The following is a 12080-nucleotide window of genomic DNA, read 5'->3' on the forward strand; positions in this document are numbered from 1 at the left end:
GAAAAATTCCTCCCATCGGCGCATGCGCAAGCGCCCCACAACTGATGTGGTGAGTTAGCATGTTCTTTGCGAGGAAGAAATGACCCACGGATCCACCACCTCCGAGGGAAATGGAAGGTGGGATCTCGGCACGATTCATCCGGGCGACCCGCCTGACGACGGGTCCGCGAAGGTCTCTCAGGCCCAGCCCTGCAATTCGCGGCGGACGACCTTTTCCAGCACCTTCATGCCGTCTTCACTGTCGTTTAGGCAGGGAATATGCGCGAACTTCTCGCCGCCATTCTCGTGGAAGGAATGGGCGGCCTGCTCGGCGATTTCTTCCAGCGTTTCCAGGCAATCGGAAACGAAGCCGGGATTGATGACGGCGATGCGCTTGACGCCGTCGCGGGCGAGTTTCTCCACCGTCTTGTCGGTATAGGGCTGCAGCCACTCCTCCGGCCCGAAGCGGGACTGGAAGGTTACCATGAAGTTTTCCTCGGTAAGGCCTAGGCGCTCGCGCAGCAAACGGCCGGTCTTCTGGCACTGACAGTAATAAGGATCACCCTGCCTGAAATAGGACATCGGAATTCCGTGGAAGGAGGCGATCAGCATCTCCGGCTTCCAGTCGAGTGTCGAAAGATGCCGTTCGACGGATTGGGCGAGCGCCTCGATATAGGTCTCGTCGTCATGATAATCGGGCACGGTTCGCAGCGCCGGCTGCCAGCGCATCGAGAGCAGCTTCTGGAACGCCTTGTCGTTGACGGTTGCGGTCGTTGCCGCGGCATATTGCGGATAAAGCGGGAAAAGCACGATACGATCGCAGCCTTCTTGCTTCAGCGTCTCGATGCGCGAGGCGATCGACGGCCTGCCGTAGCGCATCGCCCAGTCGACCTTGACGTTATCGAGATCCTTCAAGCGTTCGGCCATCCGTTCCGACTGGTTGCGCGTATAGGTGCGCAGGAAACTTTCGTTCCTCTCCTTGTTCCAGATCAGCTCATAGGCCTTGCCGACCTTCTGCGGGCGCCTGTTGAGCACGATGCCGAACAGGATCGGATACCACTTCCAGCGCGACCATTCGATGACGCGGCGATCGGTCAGGAACTCCCTGAGATAGCGGCGCATCGAGATGTAGTCGGTTCCGTCGGGCGTGCCGAGATTGACCAGCAGGACCCCGATCTTGCCTGACTTGATGGCCGGATGATCCGCCGGACGGAGTGAAATATCTGCTGTCATTCTGGCCCCAACACTCGTTGTCTCGTCGGCTCATACGCAGCCTTGAGATCATGGTTCACCCTATAGAAAGAAAAGCCGGCCCGGGAAACCCCGGGCCGGCCGATGGCGTCGAGACAAATCGTCTTACTTGGCGGGAACCTGGATCTCCTTGCCGACCATCAGGTGACGCGGGTCCGGACTGCCGTTGGCTTCCGAAAGCTTCCGCCACAGCGTGCCGTCGCCATAGAAGGTCTCGGCGAGATCCCAGAAGGTGTCGCCCGCGGCGATCACATGGGTCGAGGGCGTCGTTACCGCAGGCGCGGAGGCTGCCGGCGCTGGCGTCGGTTCCGGGGCGGGCGCAGGTGCGGCCGGAGCAGGCTCGGTGGCTGGAGCGGGTGCTGCCGGCGCTGCAGGCGCTGCTGGAGCAGGGGCGGGCTCGGCGGTTGGTGCCGGCGTTGCCGGAGCCGCAGGGGCGGGGGCGGGCTGGGTGGTTGGTGCCGGCGCCTGCGCCACCGTCGCGCCGATTTCCGTCACGCGGCCATCCGTATAGGGCTTATAAGGCGAATGCGCAGCCAGATACTCGGCGGTTACGTCGGCGAGATCCGGGCCGTAATCATAGGCGTTCTTGCCTTCCTTGAAGATCGAATAGCCGTCGCCGCCGGCCCGCATGAAGTTGTTGGTGGCGAGCTTGTAGGTCTTGGCCTGGTCGATCGGAGCGAAACTGTCGCCCTCCTTCACCTGGACATCGCTGACGCGGCTGCCGACAGGCTTGGACTGGTCGAAGGAGAATTTCAGGCCGGCGACCTGCGGAAAGCGGCCGGCGCCCTGATCGATCTGGCTGACGCCGTTTTCGAGCGCCTTGACGACGTCTGCGCCGGTGGCCTCGAAAGTGGCGAGCGTGTTCTGGAAGGGCAGCACGGTGATGACCTCGCCCTGGGTGACATCGCCGCCGTCGATCGACGCACGCAGGCCGCCGCCGTTCTGAACGGCGATGGTGACGCCCTGGCTCTTGGTGCGGTCAAGCATGGCGTCGGCCACCAGATTGCCCATCGAGCATTCCTTGACGCGGCAGACCTTGCGGTCTCCCTCGATCGGAGCTTCGGAGGCGCCGATCACCTTTTTGCGCAATTCCTCGATCGGCTTTGCCAGTTCGGCGACGCGGGTGACGACGGCCGGATCGGGCGTGAAGGACGAATCGATCAGGATCGGATCGCCCTTGGCATCTTTGACAACGCCGGTATCGTCGAAGTTGACGACGATATCACCGAGATATTTGCTGTAGGAGGCAGCCTGGACGACCGGCACCTTGTAGCCGCCGGGATTGTCGACCATCGTGGGGTATGGGCCTTCAGCCTTCGGATCGGTGTTGGACAGCAGGCTGTGGGAATGGCCGCCGACGACGACATCGACATCCGGAATCTTGGCGATGAAAGCGAGGTCGCGGGGATAACCGACATGGGTCAGCGCGATAATCTTGTTGACGCCCTGTCCCTTGAGATCCTGGACGGCGGCGGTGATGGTCTGAACGTCATCTTCGATCGTGACGTTCGGGCCGGGCGAAGACAGTTCCGGCGTATCATTGGTGACGGCGCCGACGATGCCGATCTTCTGGCCGCCGACATCGAGCACCAGCGACGGCTTGACGCGGTCGCCGAGTTTGGAGGCAGCCGTCGCCTTGACGTTCGCCGTCACGACGGGGAATTGCACCTTGTCGAGGAAGGTCGCCAGACCATCCTCGCTGTCGTCGAATTCATGGTTGCCGACGGTCATGGCGTCGAACTTCATCAGGTTGAGGAATTCGGCTTCGGCCGCGCCCTTGTAGGTGGTGTAGAAGAGCGAGCCCTGGAAATTGTCGCCGGCATTCAGCAGAAGGACATTCTTGCCCGATAGCGCCTGGCGGCGCTGGTCGATCGCGGTCTTCAGGCGGGCAGCGCCCCCGAAGCATTCCTTCTTGCCTTCCTCTTCGGCCGAGCAGGTGGAATCGAACTTGTTGATCGATTCGATGCGGGAATGGAAATCGTTGATATGAAGAATATTAAGTTCGTAATCCGCAAAGGCGGCGCCCGCGTTCAGCGCCAGCATGGACGCGGTCAAAAGACCGAAGCTGAAAGACTTCGTCATCCCTGTTCTCCTGATTGAGGCGAAAGATCCCCCTCGCCGATCCCTTCCATAGTCTGCCGGGGCGGTACCCGGCATGCCGATGTTCCATGACACGGCATATGACTGCAAGGGAAAGCTGGGCCAGACGGCACTCTTTCCAAGAGGGGCGGGACAAAAAAGCTCGGCTGCTACCGCGGCATTCGTCGCCGGCGTCGTTTCGGCGGAGTTCGTGCACAGCCTCGACAATATTCGGAACCGTGGAGAGTGCTATGAACAGAAAAGGGAACGAGGCGATGAAAGCGCCGCCCGGCTCGAGAGACAAGGAGCGTGCCGACGCCATAGAACAGCACGACCGGCAGGGCGAAGATCAACACCTGCAGGGGTCCGTCGCAATCGGGAGCATCGATGCCCTGGGCGCGATAGGCGTTGGCCGGCAAAACGACGGCCAACGCGGGAAGCGGCATTGCGAGCAGCAGGATGAGGTAACCGACGATGGCCTGCATGGTGCTTTCGGCCTATCGCCTCACTTTCAGCCGCGTCGGGAAAGGGTGAATTGGGCGCCGGAATCCGAGGTGCAATTGAGCTGGCTCGGATTGACGAGGGCGCAATTGACCTTGGATTGGGTCTTGCGCACCAGCGAGGTCATATTGATCTCCACCAGCGTCGGCGAGGTATTGATGTAGGTGCCCGAGGCGAGAAGCTGGTTGCTGTCGGTGGTGCGGGTTGTGAAAGTCCCGCCCTGGAAGGTGGAAACGATGCCGTTCGGATCGCTCCAATTGCCTTCGACGCCGGTGGCGGCGGGTGCGGCCGCAATCGGCATGGGGCGCGGCTCCGATGAAACGCAGCCGGCAAGAGCGGCCGCGGCACCGACAAGAACGAGACCAGTTCTGATTTTCATAAGGCTTCTCCCGGCGATTCGGCGTGGCGGTCGCCCGCCAAGTTCGGGCAAAACATGGCGTGCGCCCGCCATGATGGCAAGGCTTGGCGCGGCGGGGGCGCCATTTATACAGCCAGCGTTACAAAAATGCCCGCCTTGCGGCGGGCATCATCGATGCTTGTGCGAGCACTCTCAGCGAACGAGAATGTTGCGGAACTGCCACGGATCCTTGGTGTCGATGTCCTCCGGGAAGAGGCCCGGACGGCCGTCGAGCGGGGTCCAGTCGGTGTAATGACCTTCGACCGGGCCGAGATAGGGCATCTGCACTTCGAGGCAGCGCTTGTAGTCGATCTCGTCGGCTTCGACGATGCCGGCCGTCGGGTGTTCCAGCGCCCAGACCATGCCGGCGAGAACGGCTGATGTGACCTGCAGGCCGGTGGCGTTCTGGTAGGGCGCGATGCGGCGGGTTTCTTCGAGCGACAGTCGCGAGCCATACCAGTAGGCGTTCTTCTCATGGCCGTAGAGCAGGACGCCGAGTTCGTCGATGCCGTCCTCCAATTCGTCCTCGTCGAGAACGTGATGGACCGGCTGCGACGTGCCACCATTGCCGAACATCTCGTGCAGGGAGAGCACCGCGTCATTGGCCGGATGATAGGCGTAGTGGCAGGTCGGGCGGAAGGTCACTTCGCCGTCCTTGTCGCGGACCGTGAAATAATCGGCGATCGAGATCGACTCGTTATGGGTGACGAGGAAGCCATATTGCGGACCGGGCGTCGGGCACCAGGTGCGCACGCGGGTGTTGGCGCCCGGCTGCTCCAGGTAGATCGCCGCCTTGTTGCCCTTCTTGTGCTTCTTGGCGTTCTTCGGCATCCATTCTTCATGCGTGCCCCAGCCGAGTTCGGCCGGCTGCATGCCTTCGGAGATGAAGCCTTCGACGGACCAGGTGTTCCAAAAGACGTTGAGCGGCTTCGGATGCTTGGTGCGCTGGGTGTCGCGCTCGGCAATGTGGATGCCCTTGACGCCGAGCTTCTTCATCAGCTTGGCCCAGCCTTCGCGGTCGTGCTGGTCCGGCTCCTCGAACTTGACGCCAATGTCATTGGCGAGGTTGACCAGCGCCTGCTTGACGAACCAGGAGACCATGCCCGGATTGGCGCCGCAGGTGGAGACGGCGGTGGCGCCGCCCGGGTTCTTCGCCTTTTCCTTGCGCACGGTTTCGCGCAGCGCATAGTTGGTGCGGTCGGCGTTGCTCATGCTCTTGTCGAAATAGAAGCCGAGCCAGGGCTCGACGACCGTGTCGATGTAGAGAACGTCGAGCTTGCGGCAGAGCTTGATGATGTCGAGCGAGGAGGTGTCGACCGAGAGGTTGACGCAGAAGCCCTGGCCTTCACCATCCGTCAGGAGCGGCTTCAGCAGCTCCTTGTAATTGTCCTTGGTGACATATTCCTTGATGTGGCGGACGCCGTGCTTCTTCAGAATCTCCATGTCGGAGGGTTCTTCACGCGGGTCGATGACGACCATCCGGCTCTTGTCGAATTTGAAGTGGCGCTCGATCAGCGGCAGGGTGCCGCGGCCGATGGAGCCAAAGCCGATCATCACGATCGGACCGGTAATTTCGGCATATACCGGATGGTTCTTTTCCGTCATTCTTTTCTCCTGTGGAAGGGGACGAAGGCGATCAGCCTGAAGAATTCTTTTGAAATTGCCGCAGAAATTGCGAGGTGACCGGCTCTAACCACAAAACGGCGTCACAATAAAGAGCGTTGAGGGTGAAAGGCCAAATATCGGGCGGGCGGGCCGGCAAGGGGCGAGGGGAACATCCGCCCGCTCTGTAAAAATCAGCGCTTCAGGATTTCCAACCCTTCGGCCGTCGTGGTCACGGCGAGCTCGGTAATGTCGTATGCGGCGACGCCATGGATGGTGAAGGGATCGGCGGCGACATAGGCTTCGATAGCGGCGCGGTCGCCGATTGCGAGGATTACGCCGCCGGTGCGCGGTATCTTGCGGCCGGAGGCGAGGAACCAGCCCTTGGCATAACCCTCTTTCACCCAGGCCATGTGCGGCTCCATGTACCTGTCGGCTTCGTCATTGGGCTTGAGATAGGTGAGGGAGAGAATGAACATGGTCAGCTCCTGACAAGATTGGCGCGGATCAGACCGCGCAGCGAGTTGCCGATATAAAGCGTGCCGGCATCGAGATCGGCAAGTGTGAGCCGGCCGACACGCGCCTTGCGCGCGCAAATGAGCTCGGTGCGCAGCACGCCCGCAAGCAGGCCACAGGAGATCGGCGGAGTGCGCAGCGTGCCGGTCCCGTCATCCAGGAAGACGGAGGTGATGGTGCCCTCGCAGACCTCGGCGCGCTCGTTCAACAGGATGACTTCATCAGCCTCATCGGGCGCATATTCGGCGCGCGCCGTCTCGTAGACGGCGCGGCGCGTGGTCTTGTGGCGCAACAGCCTGTCGGAGGAATCGAGGCGGGTCTCGGCGATGCGCACCGTCCAGACCGTCTTCGGCGCCAGCGGCACGAAAGCCGCGCTCGTTACCTCGATGCGGCCCTGCGCGTCGAAGCTCAGGCGGATGCGCAGCGGACCGGCAGAGCCTGCAACGGCGTCCTCGAGCTTGGCGGTCGCCTCGATCGGCCGTGGGAAGCGGAGGCGACGGGCGGAGCGGGAAAGCCGGGCGAGATGCAGCCGCAGGCGGATGAAGCCGTCGCCGGGCTGCCAGCGCAGCGTCTCGATCAGAGAAAAGTCGGTCATCGCGCGATCCATTGGTCGCCGACGGCGAAGCGGGCCTTGAGCAGGCACTCCTCGTATTCGGCCTCGGCGGTCGAATCGAAGACGATGCCGCCGCCGACATTAAAGACGGCCCTGCCGCGCTCAAAAAGCGTGATGGTGCGGATCGCGACGGAGAAACGCATGGCGCCGCTGGGGGAGATCATGCCGATCGCGCCGCAATAGGCATCGCGGGGAGCATCTTCGAGCGCGTGGAGGATTTCCATCGCCCGCATCTTCGGCGCCCCGGTGATCGAACCACAGGGAAAGAGGGCGGCGAAGATGTCGCGGATCGAAAGGCGGGGGCGCAGCCTCGCCTGCACATGGCTGACCATCTGGTGGACGGTCGGATAGGTTTCGACATCGAAGAGTTTCGGGACATCGAGCGTGCCGACCTCGGTGATGCGAGAGATATCGTTGCGCAGAAGATCGACGATCATGCGGTTTTCGGCCTGCGTCTTGATATCATTGCGCATGGCCGTGATGATTTCGGCATCCTCGGCGGCGGTGGCGCCGCGTTTGGCCGTGCCCTTCATCGGATGAGTCTCGATCCAGCCTTGCTCATCGGTACGGAAGAACAGTTCGGGCGAGCGCGACAGGATGACGGGGCCGCCGAGATCGACCAGCGCGCCGTATTTGACCGGCTGGCGTTCGATCAGCGACCAGAAGGCGGCGCGAGGATCGCCGTTCCAGTGGACCTCGACCGGCATGGTGAGGTTCGCCTGGTAGGCGTCGCCGAGCCTGAGATGCTCGTGAAGCCGGTCGAAGCGCTCTTTATATATAGGGAAATCCCAGGCGGCTTTCGGTTCGGTGAGGAATTCCTCGTTTTCGAGACGCTGTTTCGGCTGGGCGAGCGGATGTGTGTCCGGTTGCGGCGCGTCGAAGATGCCGAAAAGGAGAAGCGGTGTTTCGCGGTTTTCGCCGGCGAAGGAAGCAAGTTTTTCCTCGAAGAGATACCCGGCCTCGTAGGCCATGTAACCGGCAAGCCATTTGCCTTCGGTCTTTGCTTCTTCCATGCGGGCGAGGCCGCTGAAGAATTCGGCGGGCGTTCGCGCGACGATGATTTCAGCCGGCTCGGCGAAAAGCATCACCTGACTGGTCGTATCGTCGCGGAAGAGAATATAGGGTTGATCGGCCACGCAACGCTTTCAGTTTGTTCTGCTCCCCATGGCTCGGATGCGATCGGGAGCCTCAGCTATTTTCTCTCTTCTTCCCTCGGGGAGAAGATGCCCGAAGGGTAGATGAGGGGATGGAGCGAAGCGACGTCCTGAGCGTATGCGAAGGAGAGGTTCTGCCGTGTCGCCCCCTCATCCGCCTGCCGGCACCTTCTCCCCGAGGGGAGAAGGGACTCGCTCTCTTACGCCCTATCCAAAGCCTCCAACTCATCGATCAGCCCTTCGATCATCGACAGGCCCTGGCTCCAGAACGACGGATCGGTGGCGTCGAGGCCGAAAGGCTTCAGCAGTTCGGTATGATGCTTGGTGCCGCCGGCCTTCAGCAGTTCGAAATACTTCTCCTGGAAGCCCTTCTCGGCCTTCCGGTAGACGGCATAGAGCGAATTCACCAGGCAATCGCCGAAAGCATAGGCGTAGACATAGAAGGGCGAGTGGATGAAGTGGGGGATATAGGCCCAATAGGTCTCGTAGCCCTCGGAAATGCTGATCGCCGGCCCGAGGCTTTCGGACTGGACGGAGAGCCAGAGTTCGCCGATGTCGTCGGCAGTGAGCTCACCCGATTTGCGGGCGGTGTGCAGCTGGCGTTCGAACTCGTAGAAGGCGATCTGGCGCACGACCGTGTTGATCATGTCCTCGACCTTCTGGGCGAGCATCGCTTTGCGCTCGCGCCTGTCGGTGGTCTTTTCGAGAAGCGCGCGGAAGGTCAGCATCTCGCCGAAGACGGAGGCGGTTTCGGCAAGCGTCAACGGCGTCTGGCACATCAGCGCCCCTTGCGCGCCGGCCAGAACCTGGTGCACGCCGTGGCCGAGTTCATGGGCAAGCGTCATCACGTCGCGGGGCTTGCCCAAGTAATTGACGAGCACATAGGGATGGGCTGAGGGAACCGTCGGATGGGCGAAGGCGCCGGGCGCCTTGCCGGGGCGGACCGGGGCGTCGATCCATTGCTCGTCGAAGAAGCGCCTGGCGATATCAGCCATCTCGGGGGCAAAATTGCCATAGGCCGACAGCACCGTGTCCTTGGCGTCGGACCAGGAGATGACGGCGCTGGAGGTTTCCGGGAGCGGCGCGTTGCGGTCCCAGAAGTTCATCTGCTCCATGCTGAGCCATTTCGCCTTCATCTTATAATAGCGGTGCGAAAGGCGGGGATAGGCTTCGCGGACGGCGGCTGCGAGCGCATCGACGACCTCGCGCTCGACACGGTTTGCGAGGTGCCTGGAGTCGGCAATGTCCTCGAAGCCGCGCCAGCGGTCGGAGATGTCCTTGTCCTTGGCAAGCGTGTTGGTGATCAGAGTGAAGATGCGGATATTGGCCTTGAATGTCTCAGCGAGCGCCATGGCGGCCTTGCGGCGCACGTCCGGATCCTTCTCCTGCAACATGTTCAAGGCCACCTCGAGCGGCACTTTCTCGCCGTCGATCTCGTAGCGGAGTTCCGCCATGGTTTCGTCGAATAGGCGATTGAAGGCGGAGGCCGATGTCATCGACTTTTCGAGGAAGAGCTGCTCCAGCCTGTCATCGAGCTGATAGGGCTTGTCCTTCCTGAGGTCGATGAGCCAAGGACGATAATGGCCGGCATCGGGGTCGTTGGCGATGCAGGCGTCGATGACCGCGTCGTCGATGCGGTTCAGTTCCAGCGCGAAGAACAGGAGATGGCCCGAGAATTCGGTAATCTTGGCCTGCACGTCGCCGTAAAGCTTGCCGTTGGTCGGGTTTGTGGTGTCGGAGAAATAAGTCAGGCCGGCAAAGGAGCCGAGGCGGCCCATAATGTCATCAAGTGCTTCATATTCTTTCAGCGCCGCGCCGATGCCTTCAATGCCGGTTTTCGTCGCGGCGTCGGCGAGTTTGCCCTTCCACCTTTCCTCGAAGGCGATTGCAGCCTTGCCGGCCTTTTCCATGTCGGCGACGAAGGCGGTTGACGTGGCGGAGGGATAGAGGTCCTGCAGCTTCCAGACCGGCAGATCGCCGAGCGCCGGATCGGCGGGCCCAGCTGGCGCTGCAGGCGACAAGCGAAGGCTGGCGTGCGGGAGCTTGATTTTCATAGACGCAATTCCTCTCCACTTTAAAACAGGTCTGTTTGAATAAGCGTGAGAACGCCCCGCATCAAGGGCCTTTCGCCCCATCAAAGGCCTCGCTTCGGCACGAAAATCGGTCGTTGCAATCGTTAAAATGCAATTATTTCTCAAAACTGGATGTTCAAGCCTTTCTGCGAGAGTGCCCTCCATGGTTTCGCATGAAGTGAGGCGACAATGACCGGTTACAATGAGCTCAAGGGAGCAGGGCAAATCCTCGTGGTCGAAGACGACCCGGTACAGCGCCGCCTGCTCAAGAACGCAATCGAGCGTCACGGCCATGTCGTGCACCAGGCGGAAAACGGCCGGATCGGCCTTGAAATGGTCAAGCGCGACAGCGGCCTTTTCAACGTCATCGTCCTCGACCTGATGATGCCCGAGATGACCGGCCTCGAATTCCTCGACGCGCTTCACGAATTCGGCACGCAAATCCCCGTCATCGTCCAGACGGGGCAAGGCGGCATCGAAACCGTGGTGCAGGCGATGCGCGCCGGCGCCTTCGATTTCGTCGTCAAGCCGGTCTCCCCCGAACGCATCGCCACGTCGATCTCGAATGCAATGAAGCTCGACCAGCGCGAGGTGAAGGCACGGGCCGGACGCCGGTCGCGCTCAGGCTCCGTCGGTTTCGACGACATCGTTTCGGCCAGCCCGGCAATGCTCCGCGTCATCGATCTTGCCCAGCGGGCGGCGCAATCCAACATTCCCGTCGTGCTCGAAGGCGAATCCGGTGTCGGCAAGGAGCTGGTGGCGCGCGCCATCCAGTCCGGCGGCGAACGCTCGAACAAGCCGTTCGTCACCGTCAATTGCGGAGCCATCCCGCACAATCTCGTCGAGAGCATTCTCTTCGGCCATGAAAAGGGCGCGTTCACCGGCGCGACCGAACGTCACATCGGCAAGTTCATGGAAGCCGACGGCGGCACCATCTTCCTCGATGAGATCGGCGATCTGCCACTCGAGGTGCAGGTGAAGCTGCTGCGCGCCGTGCAGCAGGGCGAGATCGAGACCGTCGGTGCGCGCACCGCCCACAAGGTCAATGTCCGACTGATCTCGGCGACCAACAAGGATCTGATCGAGGAGGTCAAGAATGGCCATTTCCGCGAGGATCTCTACTATCGCCTCAACGTCTTCCCGATCACCATTCCGGCGCTGCGCAAGCGCAAGGAAGATATTCCGCACCTGGTGCGCGTCTTTGCCGATCGCTTCTCCAGCGAGCAGAAGAACGGCCGTCGCATGACGGTGAACTCCGGCGCGCTGGCGCTTTTGACCGCCTATGACTGGCCGGGCAACATCCGCCAGCTCGAAAACGCGATCTTCCGCGCGGTCGTTCTGGCCGAGGGGCCGGAGCTGACCGAGGCGGATTTCCCGCAGATCGCCGCCCAGCTTCCGGAATATGAGGTGGTGGATCACCTGGCGCTCGTGGCCGACAATACCGGCCACGACCCGGACGAGGCATATAGCGAAGAATACCGGGTTCCGGCGCACGGGGAGGTTCACCACCACCGCCTGTCCGAAACCTCCGAAAATGCAATCGCCAGCATCAACCCCTCGGGCGACGTGCGCAAGCTTGCCGATGTCGAGGAGGAACTCATCCGATTCGCGCTTAAATTTTATCGCGGACAGATGAGTCAAGTGGCACGCAAGCTTGGCATCGGGCGGTCCACACTTTATCGCAAGCTCAAAGATTACGGCATAGATCCCGATAATCCCCAGAAAGATGCGGCCTAAGCCCGCATTTGTTAAGACTCGGGCAACCACGATTTGTTACTGTTCATAAACCACTTGTTAGTGGCTCGTTCACTATGTAAAGAAAAGGTTGATCATGTGTGGCATTTTTGCCATCGTGTGACCGCATTTGACAGTCATCTGGGACAGTACGGGACATTGTCTGTCTGACGGGGATCGAG

General features: G+C 61.3%; 9 protein-coding genes and 1 pseudogene. 1 reads left to right on the top strand and 9 read right to left on the bottom strand.

Going from position 1 to position 12080, the window contains the following annotated elements; all coding sequences use genetic code 11:
• Positions 1-177: 177 nt before the first annotated feature.
• The 9 genes and pseudogenes from hemH to A7X77_RS12640 form a co-directional block, all read right to left on the bottom strand.
• Positions 178-1212, bottom strand: a complete 1035-nt coding sequence (hemH, locus tag A7X77_RS12600; RefSeq protein WP_064683251.1) for a ferrochelatase — start codon at positions 1210-1212, stop codon at positions 178-180.
• A 123-nt stretch (positions 1213-1335) separates the two neighbouring features.
• Positions 1336-3312: a 5'-nucleotidase C-terminal domain-containing protein gene (locus A7X77_RS12605; protein ID WP_064683252.1), complete on the bottom strand. Its 1977-nt coding sequence runs from the start codon at positions 3310-3312 to the stop codon at positions 1336-1338.
• Positions 3313-3481: 169 nt separating this feature from the next.
• Positions 3482-3794, bottom strand: a pseudogene (locus A7X77_RS12610) (hypothetical protein); the annotation flags it as partial.
• A gap of 26 nt (positions 3795-3820) precedes the next feature.
• Positions 3821-4189, bottom strand: a complete 369-nt coding sequence (omp10, locus tag A7X77_RS12615) for an outer membrane lipoprotein Omp10 (protein WP_064683253.1) — start codon at positions 4187-4189, stop codon at positions 3821-3823.
• A 171-nt stretch (positions 4190-4360) separates the two neighbouring features.
• Complete coding sequence (locus tag A7X77_RS12620; RefSeq protein WP_064683254.1) at positions 4361-5812, bottom strand: homospermidine synthase; 1452 nt, start codon at positions 5810-5812, stop codon at positions 4361-4363.
• 191 nt (positions 5813-6003) lie between these two features.
• On the bottom strand, positions 6004-6288 hold the full coding sequence (locus A7X77_RS12625) for a YciI family protein (protein ID WP_064683255.1): 285 nt from the start codon (positions 6286-6288) through the stop codon (positions 6004-6006).
• A 2-nt stretch (positions 6289-6290) separates the two neighbouring features.
• A complete protein-coding gene (locus A7X77_RS12630; RefSeq protein WP_064683409.1) occupies positions 6291-6920 on the bottom strand; it encodes an aminotransferase class IV family protein in 630 nt (209 codons plus the stop codon).
• Positions 6917-8023 (bottom strand): aminodeoxychorismate synthase component I, encoded by a 1107-nt coding sequence (locus A7X77_RS12635; RefSeq protein ID WP_245293746.1) that lies wholly within the window; start codon positions 8021-8023, stop codon positions 6917-6919. The genes A7X77_RS12630 and A7X77_RS12635 overlap by 4 nt, the downstream gene beginning before the upstream one ends.
• A gap of 269 nt (positions 8024-8292) precedes the next feature.
• The gene (locus A7X77_RS12640; protein ID WP_064683257.1) at positions 8293-10146 is read right to left on the bottom strand and encodes a M3 family oligoendopeptidase; all 1854 of its coding nucleotides are present in this window, start codon (positions 10144-10146) and stop codon (positions 8293-8295) included.
• A gap of 207 nt (positions 10147-10353) precedes the next feature.
• On the opposite strand from A7X77_RS12640, the gene A7X77_RS12645 reads away from it, so the two are divergent.
• Complete coding sequence (locus A7X77_RS12645; RefSeq protein WP_064683258.1) at positions 10354-11901, top strand: sigma-54-dependent transcriptional regulator; 1548 nt, start codon at positions 10354-10356, stop codon at positions 11899-11901.
• Positions 11902-12080 lie beyond the last annotated feature (179 nt).

This window comes from Rhizobium bangladeshense, from assembly GCF_001662075.1.
Classification (GTDB): domain Bacteria; phylum Pseudomonadota; class Alphaproteobacteria; order Rhizobiales; family Rhizobiaceae; genus Rhizobium; species Rhizobium bangladeshense_B.

Excerpts from the sequence above, each read along its gene's own strand:
- hemH (WP_064683251.1), bottom strand. The coding sequence starts at position 1,212 with ATGACAGCAGATATTTCACTCCGTCCGGCGGATCATCCGGCCATCAAG.
- A7X77_RS12605 (WP_064683252.1), bottom strand. The coding sequence starts at position 3,312 with ATGACGAAGTCTTTCAGCTTCGGTCTTTTGACCGCGTCCATGCTGGCG.
- omp10 (WP_064683253.1), bottom strand. The coding sequence starts at position 4,189 with ATGAAAATCAGAACTGGTCTCGTTCTTGTCGGTGCCGCGGCCGCTCTT.
- A7X77_RS12620 (WP_064683254.1), bottom strand. The coding sequence starts at position 5,812 with ATGACGGAAAAGAACCATCCGGTATATGCCGAAATTACCGGTCCGATC.
- A7X77_RS12625 (WP_064683255.1), bottom strand. The coding sequence starts at position 6,288 with ATGTTCATTCTCTCCCTCACCTATCTCAAGCCCAATGACGAAGCCGAC.
- A7X77_RS12630 (WP_064683409.1), bottom strand. The coding sequence starts at position 6,920 with ATGACCGACTTTTCTCTGATCGAGACGCTGCGCTGGCAGCCCGGCGAC.
- A7X77_RS12635 (WP_245293746.1), bottom strand. The coding sequence starts at position 8,023 with ATGCTTTTCGCCGAGCCGGCTGAAATCATCGTCGCGCGAACGCCCGCC.
- A7X77_RS12640 (WP_064683257.1), bottom strand. The coding sequence starts at position 10,146 with ATGAAAATCAAGCTCCCGCACGCCAGCCTTCGCTTGTCGCCTGCAGCG.
- A7X77_RS12645 (WP_064683258.1), top strand. The coding sequence starts at position 10,354 with ATGACCGGTTACAATGAGCTCAAGGGAGCAGGGCAAATCCTCGTGGTC.